Source organism: Marinobacter sp., from assembly GCF_040904845.1.
Taxonomy (GTDB): domain Bacteria; phylum Pseudomonadota; class Gammaproteobacteria; order Pseudomonadales; family Oleiphilaceae; genus Marinobacter.
This window is the reverse complement of the sequence record NZ_JBBDSR010000109.1, coordinates 186,751-208,807: the sequence shown is the minus strand read 5'-3', so window position 1 is coordinate 208,807 and position 22,057 is coordinate 186,751. Positions and strand designations below refer to the sequence as shown.

General features: G+C 57.5%; 18 protein-coding genes and 1 tRNA gene. 1 reads left to right on the top strand and 18 read right to left on the bottom strand.

From position 1 onward, the window contains the following. Positions 1-14 precede the first annotated feature (14 nt). The 12 genes from rpsO to ftsH all read right to left on the bottom strand — a co-directional run bounded on the left by rpsO (position 15) and on the right by ftsH (position 12,219). Positions 15-284, bottom strand: a complete 270-nt coding sequence (gene rpsO, locus WD429_RS14755) for a 30S ribosomal protein S15 (RefSeq protein WP_368422944.1) — start codon at positions 282-284, stop codon at positions 15-17. 89 nt (positions 285-373) lie between these two features. Then, positions 374-1,294: a tRNA pseudouridine(55) synthase TruB gene (gene truB / locus WD429_RS14750; protein WP_368422943.1), complete on the bottom strand. Its 921-nt coding sequence runs from the start codon at positions 1,292-1,294 to the stop codon at positions 374-376. Beyond that, positions 1,291-1,713, bottom strand: coding sequence for a 30S ribosome-binding factor RbfA (gene rbfA / locus WD429_RS14745; protein WP_368422942.1), 423 nt, complete (start codon positions 1,711-1,713; stop codon positions 1,291-1,293). The genes truB and rbfA overlap by 4 nt, the downstream gene beginning before the upstream one ends. 25 nt (positions 1,714-1,738) lie before the next feature. Then, complete coding sequence (gene infB, locus WD429_RS14740) at positions 1,739-4,291, bottom strand: translation initiation factor IF-2 (RefSeq protein WP_368422941.1); 2,553 nt, start codon at positions 4,289-4,291, stop codon at positions 1,739-1,741. Between the two features lie 18 nt (positions 4,292-4,309). Continuing rightward, a complete protein-coding gene (gene nusA / locus WD429_RS14735; protein ID WP_368422940.1) occupies positions 4,310-5,803 on the bottom strand; it encodes a transcription termination factor NusA in 1,494 nt (497 codons plus the stop codon). 41 nt (positions 5,804-5,844) lie between these two features. Continuing rightward, complete coding sequence (rimP, locus tag WD429_RS14730) at positions 5,845-6,306, bottom strand: ribosome maturation factor RimP (protein ID WP_368422939.1); 462 nt, start codon at positions 6,304-6,306, stop codon at positions 5,845-5,847. A 358-nt stretch (positions 6,307-6,664) separates the two neighbouring features. Beyond that, a tRNA-Leu gene (locus WD429_RS14725) sits at positions 6,665-6,749 on the bottom strand. 7 nt (positions 6,750-6,756) lie between these two features. Beyond that, entirely contained in the window at positions 6,757-7,134 is a 378-nt protein-coding gene (gene secG, locus WD429_RS14720; protein ID WP_368422938.1) for a preprotein translocase subunit SecG, read from the bottom strand. 40 nt (positions 7,135-7,174) lie between these two features. Then, a complete protein-coding gene (gene tpiA / locus WD429_RS14715) occupies positions 7,175-7,939 on the bottom strand; it encodes a triose-phosphate isomerase (protein WP_368422937.1) in 765 nt (254 codons plus the stop codon). Positions 7,940-8,014: 75 nt separating this feature from the next. Next, a complete protein-coding gene (glmM, locus tag WD429_RS14710; protein WP_368422936.1) occupies positions 8,015-9,358 on the bottom strand; it encodes a phosphoglucosamine mutase in 1,344 nt (447 codons plus the stop codon). Continuing rightward, positions 9,355-10,188, bottom strand: a complete 834-nt coding sequence (gene folP / locus WD429_RS14705; protein ID WP_368422935.1) for a dihydropteroate synthase — start codon at positions 10,186-10,188, stop codon at positions 9,355-9,357. The genes glmM and folP overlap by 4 nt, the downstream gene beginning before the upstream one ends. Positions 10,189-10,275: 87 nt before the next feature. Beyond that, positions 10,276-12,219 (bottom strand): ATP-dependent zinc metalloprotease FtsH, encoded by a 1,944-nt coding sequence (gene ftsH, locus WD429_RS14700; RefSeq protein WP_368422934.1) that lies wholly within the window; start codon positions 12,217-12,219, stop codon positions 10,276-10,278. Between the two features lie 288 nt (positions 12,220-12,507). Here ftsH and WD429_RS14695 point away from each other — a divergent pair, with 288 nt between their 5' ends. Next, complete coding sequence (locus WD429_RS14695) at positions 12,508-12,819, top strand: YhbY family RNA-binding protein (RefSeq protein ID WP_368422933.1); 312 nt, start codon at positions 12,508-12,510, stop codon at positions 12,817-12,819. A gap of 96 nt (positions 12,820-12,915) precedes the next feature. Here the strand turns inward: WD429_RS14695 and greA are convergent, their stop codons facing one another. The 6 genes from greA to dnaK all read right to left on the bottom strand — a co-directional run bounded on the left by greA (position 12,916) and on the right by dnaK (position 22,049). Next, complete coding sequence (gene greA / locus WD429_RS14690; protein WP_368422932.1) at positions 12,916-13,395, bottom strand: transcription elongation factor GreA; 480 nt, start codon at positions 13,393-13,395, stop codon at positions 12,916-12,918. 4 nt (positions 13,396-13,399) lie between these two features. Beyond that, positions 13,400-16,615, bottom strand: a complete 3,216-nt coding sequence (gene carB / locus WD429_RS14685) for a carbamoyl-phosphate synthase large subunit (RefSeq protein WP_368422931.1) — start codon at positions 16,613-16,615, stop codon at positions 13,400-13,402. Between the two features lie 83 nt (positions 16,616-16,698). Next, positions 16,699-17,823, bottom strand: a complete 1,125-nt coding sequence (gene carA, locus WD429_RS14680) for a glutamine-hydrolyzing carbamoyl-phosphate synthase small subunit (protein WP_368422930.1) — start codon at positions 17,821-17,823, stop codon at positions 16,699-16,701. Between the two features lie 284 nt (positions 17,824-18,107). Continuing rightward, positions 18,108-18,908: a 4-hydroxy-tetrahydrodipicolinate reductase gene (dapB, locus tag WD429_RS14675; protein ID WP_368422929.1), complete on the bottom strand. Its 801-nt coding sequence runs from the start codon at positions 18,906-18,908 to the stop codon at positions 18,108-18,110. A gap of 11 nt (positions 18,909-18,919) precedes the next feature. After that, entirely contained in the window at positions 18,920-20,047 is a 1,128-nt protein-coding gene (gene dnaJ / locus WD429_RS14670; protein ID WP_368422928.1) for a molecular chaperone DnaJ, read from the bottom strand. Positions 20,048-20,126: 79 nt separating this feature from the next. Then, positions 20,127-22,049: a molecular chaperone DnaK gene (gene dnaK / locus WD429_RS14665; RefSeq protein ID WP_368422927.1), complete on the bottom strand. Its 1,923-nt coding sequence runs from the start codon at positions 22,047-22,049 to the stop codon at positions 20,127-20,129. Positions 22,050-22,057: the final 8 nt, after the last annotated feature.

Sequence of the window (22,057 nt, the reverse complement as noted above, 5' to 3'; positions counted from 1 at the left end):
GTTTGACGACCAGATCAGCGACGCAGACCCAGGCGCTTGATCAGCTCCAGATAACGGTCAGCGTTCTTACGCTTCAGGTAGTCCAGCAGTTTACGACGCTGGTTTACCATCCGGATCAGACCACGGCGGGAATGATGATCCTGCTTGTTGATCTTGAAATGACCCTGCAGCTTGTTGATGTTGGCGCTCAGCAGTGCTACCTGAACTTCCGGGGACCCGGTATCGCCATCACCTTGCTGATAATCCTGAACAATCTGTGCTTTCTCGTTGGCAGAAAGTGCCATAACTCACCTCATGGTTTGCGATGCAATTGGATACAGCCGAACCACGCATCTCTACAGCTCGGCTATCCGGCTTTCGCGGCAACCGCCGCTCAGCCGTTCTTCACCAGCCGGCGAGGCACCAATCTGGTGACCTCCCCTTCCGGGAAAGCTTCTGCCAGCCCGACGAAGCGCTCGTTGCCATAAAGACGAACATAGCCTTCCTCAAGCTGGCCTGACATTCTAACGGGTTGGCCATTAATTATCGACATCAGTGACGAGCCACTCAGCACCTGCTGCGGGAACATCGACAACGCAGCATCGGGGGCGACCAGCAAGCCATCGAGACTTTCATCCCGTTCGCGCATCGCCTCAAGCTGATCGACAGAGCAGGCGTCCGCCAGGGTGAACCCCGACGCCATGGTTCGGCGCAGAGCCGAAACATGAGCACCACACCCAAGCGCCTCGCCAATATCCTCAACCAGTGAGCGAATGTACGTGCCCTTGGTACAGCTGACAGCGATGTCCAGCTCATTGTCCCGAACATCCAGCAACGTCAATTCGTAGATGGTCACCGGACGGGCTGGACGCTCTATTTCAATGCCTTCCCGGGCGTATTCATAGAGCGGACGCCCCTTGTGTTTCAGCGCCGAGTACATCGACGGCACTTGCTGGATATCTCCACGGAAATTTTCCAGAACAGGCTCCAGGGTGGCGGCATCCAGGCCCGCAGGCACGGACTTTTCTTCCACCACGGCACCTTCACTGTCACCGGTTTCGGTACGCACACCCAACCGTGCCGTGGCAATGTAGGCCTTGTCGCTGTCGAGCATCATCTGGGAAAACTTGGTGGCTTCACCAAAACACAGAGGAAGCACCCCTGTCGCCAACGGATCAAGGGCACCGGTATGGCCAGCCTTGGCCGCACCAAACAGGCGCTTGACCTGCTGCAGAATGCCGTTGGAGGTTATATCCATCGGCTTATCGATGACCAGGATACCGTTGACATCACGGCCTTTGCGTCTGCGACTCAAGCGTCTCGCTCCGAATCATCTGCGGCATTGTCGTCCTGCGAAACCGGCGGCGTCTCACCGACCGCTTCACGGATCAGGTTATCCATTTTGCGGCTATAACCCTGAAGGGTGTCGAAGTGGAAACGTAGCTGCGGCATTACCCGCAGCTTCATTGCCCGCCCCACCTGGCCACGCAGGAACCCGGCAGCCTTGTTGAGCGCCGCCAGGGATTCCTTGACCTCCGGAGATTCTTCCGTCAGCTCTTCGGTGGACAACAGAGACACATAAATGTCTGCGTAACCCAGGTCACGGCTCACCTTAACGGCGTTGACCGTGACCATACCAACCCGCGGGTCTTTGACTTCCCGCTGGATCAGCTGAGCCAGTTCACGCTGCATCTGATCACCGATACGATCTACACGACTGAACTCTCTAGGCATCAGGCTCCCCTTAATCTCTCGCGCATCACGCGCCGGAGGACTCGAGCTTACGCTCGACCCGGATGCGATCAAACACTTCGATCTGATCACCGACTTTGACATCGTAGCCTTTCACGCCGATACCACATTCCATGCCATTACGCACTTCCGGTACGTCATCCTTGAAGCGACGCAGAGACTCCAGCTCCCCTTCAAAGATCACCACGTTGTCACGCAGCACACGGATCGGCTTGTGACGGTGTACGTTGCCCTCGGTCACCATACAACCAGCTACCTGGCCGAACTTCGGTGAGCGGAACACCTCACGCACATCGGCAATGCCCACGATGTCTTCGCGGAACTCCGGTGCCAACATGCCCGTAAGGGCGGCTTTCACATCGTCAATTAGGTTATAGATGATGCTGTAGTAACGCAGATCCATCCCTTCCTGTTCGACCAGACGTTTCGCTGCGGTGTCGGCACGAACGTTGAAGCCGAAGATAACGGCGCTGGTGGCGACCGCAAGACTGATGTCTGTCTCGGCGATTCCGCCGACACCGGACGATATAATCTTGACCTGAACTTCATCGTTACCGAGATCCTGCAGGGCCTTGGAAATAGCTTCCAGGGAGCCTCGAACGTCGGTTTTGAGGACCACGTTAAGGGTTCGGACCTCGTCCTTACCCATGTTCTCAAACAGGTTCTCCAGCTTGGCCGCCTGCTGACGCTGCAACCGCTGCTCACGCTCACGCGTCTGGCGGAACTCAGCCAGCTCTTTCGCCTTGCGCTCGTCAGCCACCGCAAAGAATTCATCACCGGCATCCGGTGTGCCGTTCAGGCCGAGAATTTCTACGGGAATCGACGGGCCGGCCTCTTTGCTCTGCTTGCCAGCTTCGTCGGTCATGGCGCGGACCTTACCGAAGAAAGCGCCCGCAACAACCATGTCACCCTGGCGCAGGGTACCGTTCTGGACCAATACGGTCGCAACAGAACCACGGCCACGCTCAAGGCTGGACTCAACCACAACGCCCTTGGCGGGTGCATCAGGAGAGGCTTGCAGCTCAAGAATCTCAGACTGCAATACCAACGCTTCCAGAAGGTCATCGATGCCCAATCCGGTGTGCGCAGACACCGGAACGAACTGAACGTCACCACCCCAGTCTTCCGGAATCACTTCCATGCCGGCCAGTTCGGTCTTGATGCGATCGGTGTCGGCACCCTCTTTGTCCATCTTGTTGATCGCGACAACGATGGGTACGCCAGCGGAACGTGCATGCTGCACCGCTTCTTTGGTTTGCGGCATAACGCCATCGTCCGCCGCCACCACAAGCACGACAATGTCCGTGCACTGAGCACCACGGGCACGCATCGCGGTAAACGCTGCGTGGCCCGGAGTATCCAGGAAAGACACCATGCCCTGATCGGTTTCTACGTGGTAAGCACCGATATGCTGGGTAATACCACCGGACTCGCCGTCAGCTACTTTGGTACGGCGAATGTAATCCAGCAGCGAGGTCTTACCATGGTCGACGTGACCCATCACGCTGACCACTGGAGCACGCTTGACCTTCTCTTTACCTTCGAAGGCAAATTCGCTCAGAACCTCTTCCTCGAACGCATCTTCGCTGACCAGTTTCGGAGTGTGCCCCAACTCTTCGGTGACCAGAACGGCTGTCTCCTGATCCAGGGGCTGGTTGATGGTGGTCATCACACCCATGCCCATCAGCGTTTTGATGACGTCTGCCGCTTTGACTGCCATTCGCTGGGCAAGGTCGCCAACGGTAATGGTCTCTGGGATCTGTACTTCTCTAACCATTGGTTTGGTCGGTCTCTCAAAGGCGTGGCGTTTTTCTTTCGGCTTCTTTTTCGCTCGAAGCGGCTTGCGCAACGTGGTGTCTTCCTCGTCCTCATTGATAATCTGAGGTTTTTCCACCGGGCGACTGCGAGGACCACGATGGCCGGCCGACTTCTTCTTCGGCTTGCCATCATCCGCCTCATCACCGCGCTCACGCACTTTTTCTTTCTTTTTCTTAGCCTTGCGGTCTTTGCCTTCGCCTTCTTCAGGCGGCGGAATGGGCATGTCCTCCGGTGCGGGAATGGACACTTCCTCTTCCTTTTTAGCCGGCTTGGCTTCGGGCTTTTCTTCCACTGCTGCCTGCTCGGCAACGGGTTCGTCCGCCGGAGAGGTCGCCTGGGTTTCGGCCTGCGGTGCCTGCTCGGCGGTCACCGCCGGTGCCTCGCCAGTCACAGGCTGCTGAGCCGGCGCTTCTGCTGCGGATTCTTCCGGTTGCGGAGCTTCCGCTTCCTGATCAGCGCGCTTGATATAGGTGCGACGCTTGCGAACTTCTACATTGACTGTTTTGGCGCGGCCAGCTTTCAGAGTCGTGGTGGTTTTACGCTTCAGAGTAATCTTGTTCGGCTCTGCGTTTAGGTCACCGTGATTCTTTCTCAGATAAGCCAGCAACTGCTGCTTCTCATCGCTGGACACAGAGTCGTCCTCAGAGCGGGCCTTGAGCCCAGCTTCGACGATCTGCTTCAGCAAACGATCCACGGGAGCGCCTACGTCTGCGGCCAGTTGTTTTACCGTTACTTCAGCCATACAGGTCCTCCTCCCGAATTAGGCCTGGTCTTCAAACCAGGGGGCGCGCGCAGTCATAATCAGCTGTCCTGCACGCTCTTCATCCATACCTTCAATATCGAGCAGGTCATCAACTGACTGCTCGGCGAGATCTTCCATGGTACGAACCCCGATACCTGCCAGCTTGAAGGCAAGGCTACGGTCCATACCGTCCATATTAAGAAGATCTTCCGCGGGTTCTGACCCTTCAAGCGCCTCTTCACTGGCCAGGGCCTGGTTCAACAGGGCATCCTTGGCACGGCGGCGCAGCTCTGTGACGGTGTCTTCATCAAAACCGTCAATGGCCAGCATTTCTTCCATGGGGACGTACGCCACTTCCTCAATGGACGTAAACCCTTCCTCGATCAGTACGCCGGCAAACTCCTCATCCACATCCAGATTGCTGGTGAAATGCTCAAGCAGGCGATTAAGCTCCTGCTCCTGGCGCTCACCCGCTTCTTCTTCCGTCATTACATTGAGAATCCAGCTGGTCAGCTCGGTCGCCAGACGCACGTTCTGACCGTTACGACCGATGGCCTGGGCGAGATTATCTTCGGCAACGGCCACTTCCATGGTGTGACGGTCTTCGTCCATCACAATGGACGCGACTTCGGCCGGTGCCATGGCATTGATGACCAACTGTGCCGGATTGTCGTCCCACAGCACAATATCAACACGCTCACCGGCCAATTCGTTCGAGACCGCCTGCACACGGGAGCCCCGCATACCGACACAGGCACCGACCGGATCAATACGGCGGTCATTGGTTTTTACCGCGATCTTGGCACGGGAACCGGGGTCTCGGGCGGCACCGCGGATCTCAATCAACTCTTCCGCGATTTCCGGCACTTCGATGCGAAACAACTCGATCAACATCTGCGAATCGGTGCGGCTCAGGATCAGCTGCGGGCCGCGATGATCGGTGCGAATTTCCAGCAGCAGTGAGCGAACGCGATCGCCCATGCGGAAGGTTTCGCGGGGAATCAGGTGCTCACGGGGAAGCAGCGCCTCAGCATTGGCACCAAGGTCCACAATCACGTTGTCCCGGGTAACTTTTTTGACGGTGCCGGAGACCAGCTCACCAACACGATCACGGTAGCTGTCAACAATCTTGGTGCGTTCCGCTTCGCGGACCTTCTGGAAGATAATCTGCTTGGCGGCTTGCGCGCCAATGCGACCGAAGGCGACCGACTCAACTTGCTCTTCATGGATATCGCCCGGCTTCAGTGCCGAATCGATGTCTTCTGCTTCCTGAAAAGTGAGCTCGGTGCCCAGAGCCGGCACGGCGTCATTATCAACCACCAGCCAACGGCGAAAGGTATCGTACTCGCCGGTATGGCGATCGATAGCTACCCTGATGTCAGCCTCTTCCTCTTCGAAACGCTTTTTGGCAGCGGTGGCAAGCGCCAGCTCGATTGCTTCAAAAATCACATCCTTCTCGACACCTTTCTCGTTCGAGACGGATTCAACCACCAGCAAGATCTCTTTACTCATTGGATTGCCCTGCCCTTAAAATAAACTTTGCGTCCACCGACTTATTCAAAAACCGGAACGATGTTAGCTTTTTCAATACTGTCGAACGGCAACAGATACTCGTGGTCGTCGACTACGATCACGACGTCATCGCCCTCTACGCCCTTGATCAGGCCCTGAAATTTACGGCGCCCATCAAAAGCCATTCGCAATTTCAACTGAACCTGGTGTCCGACAAATGCTTCGTACTGCTCAAGACGAAACAGCGGCCGATCCATACCCGGGGATGACACCTCCAGGGTGTATTCGGTCTGGATGGGGTCTTCCACATCCATGACGCCGCTGGCCTGCCGGCTGACTTTTTCACAATCATCGACGCCAATGCCATTTTCGACATCGTCGATAAAGATTCTTAATAGGGATTGATGGCCCCGGGAGCGAAATTCAATGCCCCAGAACTCGAACCCCAGGCCTTCAACGACCGGCCTTACTATGTCTTCCAGTTGCTTTAGCTTGGCTGACAAGGCTGTACTGTCTCCATCTCTTGATTTCCTGAACCCCAGAATACCCCGGGACTCGAAATTTTCGGACCCCGGAAACAAAAAAAGGGCTGTTTATCAGCCCTTTTTATGCACCAGGGCCTGATGCGCCAGGCCCCTTAATCAAAAAGCCCCGAACGAGTGGGGCCTTTTGTTGCAAGAACTCACAGGAAGCAAACCCAACCAACACGCTTCCCGCTGACAGACACCTGGCCTGCCAGAAGCTGGCCCGATAAACCGGAGCCCGCCTCAATATCCGCCGGAGTATAGAGACGCCGGCAGGGCTGGTCAAGGACTGACCAAAAAAAACGGCCTGGAAAATCCAAGCCGTTTTTCTACTATATGGTGCCCAGGGCCGGACTCGAACCGGCACGGCTTTCGCCACTACCCCCTCAAGATAGCGTGTCTACCAGTTCCACCACCTGGGCAACACTCTTACTCGAACTCGGGAAGCTCGTCTTCACTTGAGGACTCCCCGCTTTCGGTTTCGCCTTCTTGAACATCCACCGGGTCAGACGCTTCGGAACTCTCCTGGACCACCGGAATTCCGGCTTCTCCAGCGACTTCCGCGCGCTGCTTGGCGAAGATTGCCAGCGAAAAACTCGTTACGAAAAACACAACCGCCAGCAAGGTGGTCATGCGAGTCAGGAAGCTGCCACTGCCCTGACTACCAAATACTGTCTGTGACGCACCGCCGCCACCAAACGCGGCACCTGCGTCGGCGCCTTTGCCATGCTGGATCAGCACCAGACTCACCAGCGCCACGGCGATAACCACGTGCACAACGACTACCAGTGTTTCCAACCAATCCATAACGACTCTCTAATGACTCTTGCTAATGGCTTTCGAACCCTTACCTTCCAGTACCTGCCGGCATTGCCTGGCAGATACTCATAAAATCTTGTGCGACCAGCGATGCGCCGCCGATCAACCCACCGTCTATATCCGGCTCTGCGAAAAGAGCGGCTGCATTATCCGCTTTTACACTGCCGCCGTAAAGCAGGGACATTGTGTCTGCCGGCGCTCCCAGATCCTTCAAAACCTGCCGAATCGCTTGGTGCATGGCCTGCGCATCACCGGCAGTCGCGGTTTTTCCGGTCCCTATTGCCCAAACCGGCTCATAGGCGACCACAACGTACTGCCATTCAGCTCCGGAAACACCCGCAAGCGCTTTACGCACCTGAGCCGAGACTGTCTCTTCGGCCTGCCCCGCCTCCCGTTCAGCGAGCGTTTCGCCGACACAGACGATGGCATTCAAACCCTGCGACATCAGTTGTGCCACTTTGTCGGCGACTGCGGCATCGGTCTCACCAAACAACTGCCTGCGTTCGGAGTGGCCAACCAGGGCGTAACGACAACCGCAGTCTTTCGCCATCGCCGCAGACACCTCACCGGTGTAGGCCCCGGACTCCCAGCACGCGACATTCTGCACGCCGACTGAGAGCTCATCCCCCGCCAGAGACTTCACATCCCGGACATACAGAGCGGGAGGAATAATAACAGCCTCTACGCCATTATCAAGGCATGACACTTCTGACCGGACATAGCCAACCAGATGCTCAACCAGGCCTGTCGACCCGTTCATTTTCCAGTTTCCGGCTACGATTTTACGGCGCATAACAGCCCCCGAATTCAAGGGAGGGCGAACTATACAGCAGTCCACCCGACCAGACAACACTCCCCCACCACAAACTCAGGCGCGCGAGTTCCCGACAACCGATGCCAGCTCTTCCGCTACACGGGTGATTTCAGCGGCATCCTGACCTTCCGTCATAACGCGGATCAATGGCTCTGTACCGGAAGCTCGCAATAACACCCGACCAGTCCCGCCCAGACGCGCTTCCGCCTTGTGTACCGCGCTGGCGATATCTTCGCGCGCGAGCGGATCAAAACGCCGATCAACCCGCACATTGATCATGGTCTGAGGCAGCTTGCTCATGCCCTGGCGCACCTCAGCCAGGGTTTTGCCGGAGCGCCGAATGGCAAGCAGTACCTGCAGCGCCGACACAATGCCGTCACCGGTAGACGTGCAGTCCCGAATAACCATGTGCCCCGACCCCTCGCCACCGAGCAGCCAGTCATTGTGCAACAAGCGCTCCATCACGTAACGATCGCCCACCTTGGCTCGCTCAAACGCAATGCCCTGTTCTTTCAAGGCCAGCTCTACGCCCAGGTTGGTCATCTGAGTGCCGACAACCCCGCCACCCAGGGTGCCCGCAGCGTAACGCTGGGACGCGATGATATAGAGCAGCTCGTCGCCGTCTACTTCGGTGCCGTCCTTATCCACCATGAGCACGCGGTCACCATCGCCATCGAAGGCTATCCCCAGATCCGCCTGCTTGGCGAGCACGGCACGGCTGAGAGCATCCAGATGCGTCGAGCCAACCTCTTTATTGATATTCAGACCATCCGGATCGCCACCGATGACGGACACCTTTGCACCGAGCTCACGGAACACGGTGGGTGCCACGTGGTAAGTCGCACCGTGGGCGCAGTCCAGAACAACGTGCATGTTTTCCAGCGTGAACTCGTTGGGCACCGTACTTTTGCAAAACTCGACGTACCGCCCGGGGGCGTCGTCTACCCGGAACGCCTTACCGAGATCGGATGATTCGCACACATGAATTGGCTGATCCAGCCAATGCTCGATATCCGCCTCAAGGGCATCGTCCAGTTTGGTACCGCTGGCTGAAAAGAACTTGATGCCATTATCGTCATGCGGATTATGGGAGGCACTGATCACAATGCCTGCGGAGGCCCGAAAGGTACGGGTCAGATACGCTATCGCGGGCGTCGGCATCGGGCCCAGCAACTTCACATCCACGCCGGCCGCAGAAAGACCAGACTCAAGGGCGGACTCAAACATATACCCTGAAATCCGCGTGTCTTTACCAATCAATACACTGTTACGCTGGCCGGCCTTTTTAAACGCCTGCCCGGCAGCCCAACCCAGGTGCAACATGAATTCCGGGGTAATCGGATGCTCACCTACACGGCCACGAATGCCGTCCGTGCCAAAATATTTTCTGTCGGTCATCGACCTGCCTCCTTCATCGCCGTCACCACGCTGACGGCATCCACCGTTTCCCTGACATCATGGACGCGCAGAATCGATGCGCCCTTCATGGCTGCTATTGTCGCGGCAGCGAGGCTGGCCGGCAACCGCTCATTGACCTCGCGGCCGGTAATATGGCCAAGCATGCTTTTGCGGGACATTCCCACGAGCAGCGGATGGCCAAGCAGCTGCAACTGCTCCAGCGATGCCAGCAGATCAAGATTGTGCTCCAGCCGTTTGCCGAACCCGAATCCCGGATCAAGAAGGATGCGTTCCGGCTTGATCCCGGCGGCTTCCGCAACGCGTATTCGCTCGGTCAGGAATGCGCTGACGTCCCGGCGTAGGTTGCGGTATTCCGGATTTTCCTGCATGGAATCCGGCTCACCCTGAATGTGCATAAGGCACACGGGGATCTCCGCCGCTGCGGCGGCCTCCGGGGCCCCGGCGCGCTGCAGAGCCCGCACGTCGTTGATCAGACCCGCCCCAAGCTTTGCCGCTTCCGCCATCACTTCCGGAGCGCTGGTGTCGACAGACACCACGGTATCCAATTCGCGGGCAATCGCCTCAACCACCGGGCACACCCGGTCAAGTTCTTCCGCCACCGACACCTCTTTGGCACCGGGCCGGGTGGACTCGCCACCCACATCGATCAGCGCAGCACCATCAGACACCATCTGTCTTGCCTGTGCCAGCGCTGCGCCAGGGCTGTTGAACTGACCGCCGTCGGAAAACGAGTCGGGCGTCACGTTGAGAATGCCCATGACATGACATCGCGACATATCCAGCACCCGACCGGCGAAATTCATCTCCATAATCAACCCTTGAAAGCCTGTACAAACACAAACGCCGCCCGAAGTGGGCGGCGCCGTCAGATCTGAAGAAATATAGCAGGTAAGCCGTCAGTGCTCGCCGGCCGGGCGGCCGACGCCGGGCTGATGCCCGTCATCAGAGCCTCGCGGTGCCGGGGCTGCTTCCGGCTCTTCCGGCGTCACGCCGCCGGTCGGACCACTGTCACCCCACCCCTTGGGCGGACGAGGCACACGACCTTCCATGATGTCATCGATCTGGAATCGATCAATGGTTTCGTATTTCATCAGGGCGTCTGCCATCAGATCCAGCTTGTCACGATTATCGATCAGCAATTGCCTGGCTTTCTCGTAACACTCATCAATGATGTTGCGAACTTCTTCATCGATACGCTGGGCGGTTTCCGGCGAATACACAGTTTGCGCCTGGCCCGCAGAGCGACCGAGGAATGGCTCTTCGCTGTCTGTATCGTACTGCAGAGGACCCAGCTTTTCGGACAGGCCCCAGCGGGTAACCATGTTGCGGGCCAGACTGGTGGCGCGCTCGATGTCGTTGGATGCACCGGTGGTCACCCCATCAAAGCCCAGAGTCAGCTCTTCTGCAATACGGCCACCGAACAGGCTACTGATGGAACTGGTCAGGAAGCGCTTGCTGTGGCTGTACTTGTCCTCTTCTGGAAGGAACATGGTGACACCCAGGGCGCGACCACGAGGAATAATGCTGACCTTGTAGACCGGATCATGCTCGGGCACCAACCGCCCGACAATGGCATGGCCGGATTCGTGATACGCGGTGTTCCGCTTTTCTTTCTCGCTCATCACCATGGATTTGCGCTCGGCACCCATCATGATTTTGTCTTTGGCGAGTTCAAATTCTTCCATCGACACCAGGCGCTGGTTACGACGGGCGGCAAACAGCGCCGATTCGTTAACCAGGTTAGCCAGGTCCGCACCGGAGAAGCCCGGCGTACCACGTGCGATCAGCGAAGGCTCAACGCCATCCGCCAAAGGCACTTTTTTCATGTGCACTTTGAGAATCTGCTCTCGACCAATGATATCCGGCAAGCTCACCACAACCTGGCGGTCGAAACGCCCCGGACGCAGCAGTGCGGGGTCCAGCACGTCCGGACGGTTCGTGGCTGCGATGACGATGACGCCTTCGTTGCCTTCAAAGCCGTCCATTTCAACCAGCAACTGGTTCAGGGTCTGCTCACGCTCGTCGTGACCGCCACCCATGCCAGCGCCACGATGACGACCAACGGCATCGATTTCGTCGATAAAGATGATGCACGGGCTTTGCTTCTTGGCCTGCTCAAACATGTCGCGAACACGGGATGCACCCACACCCACGAACATTTCCACGAAATCCGAACCGGAAATCGAGAAAAACGGCACTTTCGCTTCGCCAGCAATCGCCTTGGCCAGCAACGTCTTACCGGTACCCGGCTGACCCACCATCAGCACGCCTTTCGGAATGCTGCCACCTAAACGCTGGAACTTGCTTGGGTCCCGCAGGAAATCCACCAGTTCTTTCACATCTTCCTTGGCTTCATCCACACCGGCAACGTCGGCGAACGTGGTCTTGATCTGATCCTCACTCATCAGCCGAGCTTTGCTCTTGCCGAACGACATGGGGCCTTTGCCGCCGCCACCGCCCTGCATCTGTCGCATGAAAAATACGAACAGCGCGATGATGATCAGAATGGGGAACGCAGCCACCAGTAACTGGGTCCAGATACTCTGACGATCCGGCTCCTTACCAATGACTTCCACACTGTTGGCGAGCAGGTCATCCATCAATTTATTGTCAGAGACCTGTGGGCGAACGGTCTGGAACTGGGAACCGTCTTCACGGGTGCCCTCGACCTGCAGGCCGTCAATCGTGACCTGACGGACCTGTCCGTCCTGCACCATCTCGACAAACTGCGAATAATTGACCTGTTGTCCGCTGGTGGTGGGGGAGAAGTTCTGAAACACCATCAGCAGTACGGCGGCTATGATTAGCCATAAAACCAGATTTTTTGCCATATCGTTCAAGGATCGTCACCAATGAATTGAAAGGTTGACCGCCTTCACGGAAACCTTTTTGAACACCTTACACCAATTGTACGCCGATCCACCAGAATCGGCCCATCCGTATCGGCCGGCATACTACGTATATTGGGCACCATAACCGGGATTACAACGCCGGTGCCGTAAAATCGCGATAGGTGGTAATGGCCATTTCTCCACCCTGCCAATCTGTTACAATCCGTCGATTATACGGCTTTGACGGCAACAGCGCCGCTGACGTTTTGTTAATCGCACCCATTAAGAGATTACATCATGAGTCTTTCACCGGAACAGCGCCGGGAATACCGGGGCATCGCCCACAACCTGAAACCCGTCATCATTGTTGGCGACAAAGGCCTGTCGGAAGGACTTCAGGAAGAGCTGGAGCGCGCCCTGAACGACCACGAACTGATCAAGATCAAAGTGGCCAGCCCCGATCGTGAAGTTCGCCGGGAAGCCATCACCGAACTGTGCGACAGCGCTGGGGCCGAACTGGTTCAGACCATCGGCAAGATTGCGGTTATTTTACGCCGGGCAAAAAAGCCCAATCCCAAACTGTCCAATCTGCTTCGGAACAAGCAGTAAGCCGACAGCTGATGGCTTCATCACTCTGAAAGCAAAAAACCGGCTAGCGAATACACGCAGCCGGTTTTTTGTTGGCCGGAACAAGCCCGGCCCGAATCAGAGGTATTCGACTTCCTCGACTTCGTACTCCACCGTACCCGACGGTACGCGGATCGCAACCACATCTCCTTCGCTTTTACCGACCAGAGCGCGGGCGATAGGCGACGAAATAGACAACTTGCCAGACTTGATGTCAGCTTCGTCTTCGCCAACAATCTTGTAAACCACCTGCTCGTCGGTGTCCATGTTGAGCAGGTGCACCGTCGTCCCGAAGATCACTTTGCCGGTGTTCTCGATCGTGGTGATGTCGATCACCTGCGCCGCCGACAACTTGCTTTCGATCTCCTGAATACGGCCTTCAATGAAGCTCTGCTGCTCACGAGCGGCATGGTATTCCGCGTTTTCTTTCAGGTCACCGTGTTCACGGGCGTCGGAGATGGCCGCAATCACCCGGGGCCGATCCTGGGACTTCAGTTTCTGAAGCTCCTCGCGGAGACTGGTTTCACCCGCCTTTGTCATGGGTACTCTGTCAGCCATAATCTTACTTCCCTGCGTGGAGGTCCTGGAGGCGACGAACCGTGCGCTCCGGACCAAATTTGATCGCACGGCAGAAGGCTTCGCCACCTGCCAGTGTCGTTGTATAAGTGACCTTGGTCTGCAGGGCAGACTGGCGTATCTGTGCCGAGTCGGAAATAGCCTTGCGACCTTCAGTGGTGTTGATGATCAGCTGAACCTGCCCGTTCTTGATAGCGTCCACAATGTGCGGACGGCCCTCGCGAACCTTATTCACGCGGTCCACCTCAATGCCTGCTGCTTTCAGCGCCTTGGCGGTACCGGTGGTGGCAACCAGTTTGAACCCTGCGTCCACCAGGTCCCGCGCCACACTGGCCGCGCCGGGCTTGTCAACATCACGAACGGACATAAACGCAGTGCCCTGGGTCGGCAGGCGCTCACCAATGGCCAGCGCGGCCTTTGCAAAGGCTTCGTCAAAGCTGTCACCGATCCCCATCACTTCCCCGGTGGATTTCATCTCGGGACCAAGAATCGGGTCCACCGCCGGGAATTTGTTGAACGGGAACACCGATTCTTTCACAGCGTAGTATGTGGGCACGATTTCCTGAGTAAAGCCCTGCTCCGCCAATGACTTACCAGCCATCACGCGGGCCGCCACTTTGGCCAGCGACACACCAATGGCCTTGGACACAAACGGCACTGTCCGTGACGCGCGGGGGTTCACTTCGATCACGTAAATCTTGCCATCCTGCCACGCCAGCTGAACGTTCATCAGACCGATGACATCCAGCTCGATGGCCATTTTGCGAACGGCTTCGCGCATTTCATCCTGTACGTCTTTCGGTAGCGTGTAAGGTGGCAGCGAACAGGCCGAATCGCCGGAGTGCACGCCCGCCTGCTCAATGTGCTGCATGATACCGCCGATGACCACATCCTTACCGTCGGAAATGGCATCGATGTCCACTTCAATCGCGGCGTTCAGGAAGTGATCGAGCAGCACCGGGCTGTCGTTGGAGACCAGCACGGCATTGCGCATGTAACGAACCAGTTCGGCCTCGTCATAAACGATTTCCATGGCCCTGCCACCCAACACATAGGAGGGCCGCACCACCAGCGGATAGCCAATCTCGCGGGCTGCCACAATGCCTTCTTCGTGACTGCGCACGGTGGCGTTCTCTGGCTGCAGCAGGCCCAGACGGCCGATCATCTGCTGGAAACGCTCACGGTCCTCAGCTCGGTCAATCGCGTCCGGGCTGGTGCCAATAATCGGTACGCCAGCCGCTTCCAGGCCACGAGCCAGCTTCAGCGGCGTTTGGCCACCGTACTGAACGATCACCCCCTTGGGCTTCTCGACGTTGATGATTTCCAACACGTCTTCCAGAGTGATCGGCTCGAAGTACAGGCGATCGGACGTGTCGTAATCCGTGGACACGGTCTCCGGGTTGCAGTTGATCATGATGGTTTCGTAGCCATCTTCACGCATCGCCAGGGCGGCGTGAACACAACAGTAATCGAACTCGATGCCCTGGCCGATGCGGTTGGGGCCGCCACCAATGACGACAATCTTGTCGCGGTCCGAGGCATCCGCTTCGCACTCTTCCTCATAGGTGGAGTACATATAAGCAGTATCTGACGCAAACTCAGCGGCGCAGGTGTCCACCCGCTTGTAGACGGGGCGAATGTCCAGATCGTGGCGCAGCTTGCGCAGGCTCACCTCGGAAATACCCAGCAGCTTGGCCAGACGGGCGTCGGAGAAACCCTTGCGCTTCACGCGAAACAGGGTGTCACGATCGACATCAGCCTTGCCCGCCGACTTCAGCGCCTGCTCCTCGCGGATCAGGTCCTCGATCTGCACCAGATACCAGGGATCGACGTGGGTATTGTTAAACACTTCCTCGACCGTCATACCTGCACGGAAGGCATCGCCGATGTACCACAGGCGCTCTGCCCCCGGCACGTTCAACTCCTGAGTCAGCGTTTCCTGACCATCGGTGGTCGCAAGATCGACTTTTTCTTCAAAGCCGTCAGAGCCCACTTCCAGACCGCGCATCGCCTTTTGCAACGACTCCTGGAACGTGCGGCCAATGGCCATCACCTCACCCACGGATTTCATCTGGGTGGTCAGGCGCGCATCGGCCTGGGGGAACTTCTCAAAGGTAAAGCGCGGGATCTTGGTGACCACGTAGTCGATGCTCGGCTCAAACGAGGCCGGAGTCACACCACCCGTGATTTCGTTACGAAGCTCATCGAGGGTATAACCCACTGCCAGCTTGGCCGCCACCTTGGCGATCGGAAAGCCGGTGGCCTTGGACGCCAACGCGGAAGAGCGGGACACCCGCGGGTTCATCTCGATCACCACCATGCGACCGGTGTCCGGGCTGATGCCGAACTGCACGTTGGAACCACCGGTTTCGACCCCGATTTCACGCAGCACCGCCAGCGAGGCGTTCCGCATGATCTGGTATTCCTTGTCCGTCAGGGTCTGGGCCGGCGCGACGGTGATCGAGTCACCGGTGTGCACGCCCATGGCGTCAAAGTTCTCGATGGCGCAGACGATGATGCAGTTGTCGTTCTTGTCACGGACAACCTCCATCTCGTACTCTTTCCAGCCAATCAGCGACTCATCAATCAGCAGCTCGTTGGTCGGCGACAGATCCAGGCCCCGGGTACAGATTTCCTCGAACTCGTCGCGGTTGTAAGCGATACCGCCGCCGGAACCACCCATGGTAAACGACGGGCGGATAATGCACGGAAAGCCAATGTCGTCTGACGCTGCCCAGGCTTCTGTCATGGAATGGACGATCGTAGCGCGCGGGCATTCCAGACCAATCTTTCTCATCGCCTTGTCGAAGCGGTCGCGATCTTCGGCTTTATCAATGGTATCGGCGTTGGCACCGATCATTTCCACGCCGTGCTTTTCCAACACACCGTGCTTTTCCAGATCCAGCGCACAGTTGAGCGCGGTCTGGCCGCCCATGGTGGGCAGCAGCGCATCGGGCTGCTCTTTCTCGATGATCTTCTCGACGGTTTTCCAGGTGATCGGCTCGATGTAGGTGGCGTCTGCCATCACCGGATCGGTCATGATGGTTGCCGGGTTGGAGTTAACCAGAATAACCCGGTAACCCTCTTCCCGCAGGGCTTTACAGGCCTGGGCTCCGGAGTAGTCAAACTCGCACGCCTGACCGATCACGATAGGACCGGCGCCCAGGATCAGAATGCTGTTAATGTCGGTACGCTTTGGCATCTCTTGGTAAACCTGTCAGCAACTTTAAATTTCTTGCATCGCAAAGTGCGGCGCCTGTATGACTCTGAGGCTCGTCTTCGGGCCTATCGGGCTTCCATCAGCCGGACAAACTGGTCGAACAGCGGTGCCACATCGTGGGGTCCCGGGCTTGCCTCTGGGTGCCCCTGAAAACTGAACGCGGGTTTATCGGTACGGCGAATGCCCTGCAACGAGCCATCGAACAGGGATTTATGAGTGGCCTGCAGGTTGTCCGGCAGGCTCGCCTCATCAACCGCAAAGCCGTGGTTCTGGCTGGTGATCATCACGGTGCCGTCAGACAGATCCTGCACCGGATGGTTAGCACCGTGATGGCCATGCCCCATCTTGATCGATTTTGCACCACTGGCCAGAGCCAGCAACTGATGGCCAAGGCAGATGCCGAATACCGGAATGTCGGTTTCCAGCACCTCGCGGATGGCGGTGATGGCGTAATCGCAGGGCTCGGGATCGCCGGGGCCGTTGGACAGGAATATGCCGTCCGGGTTCATCGCCAGCACGTCGGAGGCCGGAGTCTGGGCGGGCACCACCGTAATGTCGCAGCCGCGGGCTGCCAGCATGCGCAGGATATTCAGCTTGACGCCATAATCCCAGGCAACCACTTTAAACCGGGATTCAGTGCGCTCGCCATAGCCTTCGCCCAGAGTCCACTCGCTCTGGCTCCAGCTCCAGGTTTTGGCTGAGCTGACCTCTTTCGCCAGATCCATGCCTTTCAGGCCCGGGAAGGCGTTGGCCAGCTCCAGTGCGCGCTCGGCGGTTGCACCTTCACCCGCCACAACCGCACCATTCTGGGAGCCCTTGTCGCGGAGAATGCGGGTCAGGCGACGAGTGTCGATGTCAGCAATGCCCACAATGTTGTTTGCACGCAGGTACTCGTCAAGGGTGCCGGTGCTGCGCCAATTGCTCGCAATCAGCGGGAGGTCACGGATGATCAGGCCAGCGGCCTGGACCCGGTCTGACTCTACGTCTTCCTCATTCACACCGGTGTTGCCGATGTGTGGATAGGTCAGAGTGACTATCTGGCGGGAGTAGGACGGATCGGTCAGGATTTCCTGGTAACCGGTCATCGCGGTGTTGAACACCACTTCGCCGCTGGCTTCTCCTTCAGCGCCAATGGCGGTGCCGTAAAACAGGCTTCCGTCTGCGAGTGCAAGGATTGCAGGTATGCTCAAGGCTTGTATCCTCATCGAGTGGCGTATCGGTTCGTCACGAACAGGAACGCAAGCGCAAATTCAGGTTGCAAAAAAGCGAGACGGAGTCTGAACTCGGTCCCGCTTTTTAAAAACGTCTTCAAAGGTACGCTTGGTGCAGTTAAACCGCCTTATTGTAAAAAATATGACGGTTTATGTCCATCTGAAATCCACCCTCTTAACAAAGGGCCATGCCACGAGATCGGCAGATCAGATTGGCGCAGGTCGGATTAAAGCCATCAGCCTCGTAATCCGACAACCCAGGCTCATTTCAACCCCAAAACATCCTGCATATCATACAGCCCGGCCGGTCTGCCCTGCAGCCACAACGCCGCCCGCATGGCACCCTTGGCAAACGTCATGCGGCTGCTGGCCTTGTGGGTCACCTCGATGCGCTCGCCTTCGGTGGCGAACAGCACGGTGTGATCACCGACTACGTCACCCGCACGGATGGTCTCGAAACCGATTTCCTGGCGAGTGCGCTCGCCGGTGAAGCCTTCGCGACCATAGACAGCACACTCCTTCAGATCACGACCGAGCGCATCGGCGACCACTTCGCCCATGCGCAACGCCGTACCGGAGGGGGCATCTTTTTTGTGGCGGTGATGGGCTTCGATGATTTCCACATCGTAGTCGTCGCCCAGGGTGGCCGCAGCCGTACGCAGCAGGTTGAGGACAACGTTCACACCAACACTCATGTTGGGCGCAAACACCACCGGAATCGACTCTGCCGCCACGGCCAACTGTTCTTTTTCGGCGTCGGTCATGCCAGTGGTGCCGATGACAATCATCTTGCCGCTGGCTTTGCAGAACTCGGCGTTTTCCAGGGTCAGGTCCGGAAAGGTGAAATCGACAAGCACGTCAAAATCGCCCTTCACCTCGGACAGGCTACCGGCCATTCTGATACCGGTTTTGCCGATGCCGGTCATCTCGCCAGCGTCGGCACCAATAAGCGAACTGCCCGGCTCGACAATCGCCGCTCCGAGTTCAAGGCCTTCGGTGCCGTCAACGGCTTCGATCAACACTTTGCCCATGCGCCCGGCGGCGCCGATGATTGCTACCCTCATGGTGTCTGTCCTCAGAATTTCATTTCGTCGAAGAAGCTTTTAACACCTTCAAACCAGGACGTCTTCTTCGGCGCATGATGGGTGCCATTGGTGCCGTCCAGGGTTTGCTGGAACTCATCCAGCAGCTCTTTCTGGCGCTTGGTCAGGTTGACCGGAGTTTCCAGGGTCACCCGGCACAGCAGGTCTCCGGCAGGACCACCACGAACCGGACTAACGCCTTTGTTGCGCAACCGGAACAGCTTGCCGGTCTGGGTTTCCGGCGGAATCTTCAGCTTCAGGCGGCCATCCAGCGTAGGCACTTCCAGCTCACCACCCAAGGTAGCATCGATGATGCTGATGGGCACTTCGCAATACAGGTTGCGACCATCCCGGGTAAAGATGGAATGCTCGCGAACGGCAACTTGCACGTAGAGGTCGCCCGGGGGGCCACCGTCCATGCCCAATTCACCCTCACCTGACAGGCGAATGCGGTCGCCAGTGTCCACTCCGGGAGGCACTTTGACAGAGAGCGTCTTCTCTTCTCGCACCCGACCCTGGCCCTGGCACGACCTGCATGGGTCTTTAATAATCTGACCGGAACCCCGACAGGTAGGGCACGCCTGCTGCACGGTAAAGAAACCCTGCTGCATGCGCACCTGCCCCATACCTTTACAGGTACCACAGGCTTCGGGGCGGGAGCCCTTCTCCGCGCCACTGCCATCACAGGTCTCACATTCCCGGTGACCGGGGATGCGGATCTGGACGGTTTTGCCTTTCACGGCTTCTTCCAGGTCCAGCTCCAGGGTGTAGCGCAGGTCGGCACCACGGGCAGTACGGCCACGGCCGCCTCCACCGCCGAAGATGTCACCAAACACATCCCCGAAAATATCGGAGAAGCTGCCACCGCCGCCTCCGAAGCCACCACCGGCCTGACCATCAACGCCGGCATGACCGAACTGGTCATAAGCCGCACGCTTGGACTGATCCGCCAGTATTTCGTAGGCTTCGCTGGCGTCTTTGAACTTGTTCTCGGCGTCGGTGTCGTCCGGATTACGGTCGGGATGATACTTCATTGCGAGCTTGCGGTAAGCTCGCTTGACTTCCTTCTCGTCCGCATCCCGGGAAATCCCGAGAATCTCGTAATAATCGCGCTTGGCCATGCTTTAAAACCCTGTTATTAAAACGCGGAAAACGCGGGAGAGGTCCCGCGTTTTCCAACTGCCTGATGTACGTCAGAAATTACCGCTTGTCGTCTTCTTTGACTTCCTCAAACTCGGCATCGACTGCTTCGTCTGCGGACTTGGCCTGGGCACCTTCTTCCCCGGCAGCCTGCTCCGTCTCAGCCTGATCTGCATACATCTTCTGGGCCAGCTCAGAGGACACTTCTGTCAGCTTCTGGGTCTTGGCTTCGATGTCGTCTTTATCGGAACCGGTCAGCGCTTCTTCCAGTTCCTTGACAGACGCCTCGATAGACTCTTTCTCGCTGTCACTGACCTTGTCGCCGGCCTCTGTCAGAGTCTTGCGAACCGCATGCACCATGGCATCGCCCTGGTTGCGGGCCTGCACCAGCTCTTCGAACTTGCGGTCTTCGTCGGCGTTGGCTTCGGCGTCACGCACCATCTTTTCGATTTCGTCGTCGTTCAGGCCAGAGGAGGCCTTGATCACGATGGACTGCTCCTTGCCGGTCGCCTTGTCTTTCGCAGACACATTCAGAATGCCGTTGGCGTCGATGTCGAAGGTGACCTCGATCTGCGGCACACCGCGCTGTGCTGGCGGAATGTCAGCCAGGTCGAACCGACCCAGGGACTTGTTCTGCTGCGCCTGCTTGCGCTCACCCTGTACCACGTGAATGGTCACCGCGGTCTGGTTGTCATCCGCAGTCGAGAAGGTCTGCGACTTCTTGGTCGGGATGGTGGTGTTCTTGTCAATCAGCGGTGTTGCTACGCCACCCATGGTTTCAATGCCCAGAGTCAGCGGAGTAACGTCCAGCAGCAGAACGTCTTTTACATCACCGGAAAGCACAGCGGCCTGGATAGCAGCGCCCATTGCCACGGCTTCGTCCGGGTTAACGTCCTTGCGGGTTTCTTTGCCGAAGAAATCTTTAACCTTTTCCTGCACCAGCGGCATACGGGTCTGACCACCAACCAGGATAACCTCGTCGATTTCAGACCCTTTCATGCCAGCGTCCTGCAGGGCCACTTTACATGGCTCGAGGCTGCGCTGAACCAGGTCTTCCACCAACGACTCCAGCTTCGCGCGGGTCAGCTTGACGTTCATGTGCTTGGGGCCGGACGCATCGGCGGTAATATACGGCAGATTCACGTCGGTTTGCTGGCTGCTGGAAAGCTCAATCTTGGCCTTCTCGCCGGCTTCCTTCAGACGCTGCATGGCCAGTGAGTCGCCACGCAGGTCAATGCCGCTGTCTTTCTTGAACTGATCGGCCAGGAACTCGATGATTTTCAGGTCGAAGTCTTCACCACCCAGGAAAGTGTCACCGTTGGTGGCCAGCACTTCGAACTGGTGCTCACCGTCCACATCCGCGATTTCAATGATGGACAGGTCGAAGGTACCACCGCCCAGGTCGTATACCGCGATGGTGCGATCACCGGTCTTCTTGTCCATGCCATAGGCCAGGGCAGCGGCGGTCGGCTCGTTGATGATGCGCTTCACATCCAGACCCGCAATCTTGCCTGCGTCTTTCGTCGCCTGGCGCTGGCTATCGTTGAAGTAAGCCGGAACCGTAATGACCGCTTCGGTGACTTTCTCGCCCAGGTAATCTTCTGCGGTCTTCTTCATTTTCTTGAGAACTTCAGCGGACACCTGCGGCGGTGCCATCTTCTCGCCCTTCACTTCTACCCACGCATCACCGTTATCGGCTTTGGCGATTTTGTAGGGCACCATCTTGATGTCTTTCTGGACCACATCGTCTTCGAAACGACGACCGATCAGGCGCTTGATGGCGTACAGCGTGTTGTTCGGGTTGGTGACCGCCTGGCGCTTGGCGGACTGGCCTACCAGCGTTTCACCATCGTCAGTGTAGGCGATGATGGACGGCGTGGTGCGATCACCCTCCGCGTTTTCGATCACTTTGACCTTGTCACCATCCATGATGGCCACACAGGAGTTAGTCGTTCCCAGGTCGATACCGATAATCTTGCTCATTGATTCAC

What these genes read in the sequence shown, in the direction of transcription:
- rpsO (WP_368422944.1), bottom strand. Translation starts at nt 284, where the DNA reads ATGGCACTTTCTGCCAACGAGAAAGCACAGATTGTTCAGGATTATCAG.
- dnaK (WP_368422927.1), bottom strand. Translation starts at nt 22,049, where the DNA reads ATGAGCAAGATTATCGGTATCGACCTGGGAACGACTAACTCCTGTGTG.
- infB (WP_368422941.1), bottom strand. Translation starts at nt 4,291, where the DNA reads ATGGCTGAAGTAACGGTAAAACAACTGGCCGCAGACGTAGGCGCTCCC.
- nusA (WP_368422940.1), bottom strand. Translation starts at nt 5,803, where the DNA reads ATGAGTAAAGAGATCTTGCTGGTGGTTGAATCCGTCTCGAACGAGAAA.
- rbfA (WP_368422942.1), bottom strand. Translation starts at nt 1,713, where the DNA reads ATGCCTAGAGAGTTCAGTCGTGTAGATCGTATCGGTGATCAGATGCAG.
- WD429_RS14695 (WP_368422933.1), top strand. Translation starts at nt 12,508, where the DNA reads ATGAGTCTTTCACCGGAACAGCGCCGGGAATACCGGGGCATCGCCCAC.
- folP (WP_368422935.1), bottom strand. Translation starts at nt 10,188, where the DNA reads ATGGAGATGAATTTCGCCGGTCGGGTGCTGGATATGTCGCGATGTCAT.
- tpiA (WP_368422937.1), bottom strand. Translation starts at nt 7,939, where the DNA reads ATGCGCCGTAAAATCGTAGCCGGAAACTGGAAAATGAACGGGTCGACA.
- dnaJ (WP_368422928.1), bottom strand. Translation starts at nt 20,047, where the DNA reads ATGGCCAAGCGCGATTATTACGAGATTCTCGGGATTTCCCGGGATGCG.
- secG (WP_368422938.1), bottom strand. Translation starts at nt 7,134, where the DNA reads ATGGATTGGTTGGAAACACTGGTAGTCGTTGTGCACGTGGTTATCGCC.
- greA (WP_368422932.1), bottom strand. Translation starts at nt 13,395, where the DNA reads ATGGCTGACAGAGTACCCATGACAAAGGCGGGTGAAACCAGTCTCCGC.
- carB (WP_368422931.1), bottom strand. Translation starts at nt 16,615, where the DNA reads ATGCCAAAGCGTACCGACATTAACAGCATTCTGATCCTGGGCGCCGGT.
- dapB (WP_368422929.1), bottom strand. Translation starts at nt 18,908, where the DNA reads ATGAGGGTAGCAATCATCGGCGCCGCCGGGCGCATGGGCAAAGTGTTG.
- glmM (WP_368422936.1), bottom strand. Translation starts at nt 9,358, where the DNA reads ATGACCGACAGAAAATATTTTGGCACGGACGGCATTCGTGGCCGTGTA.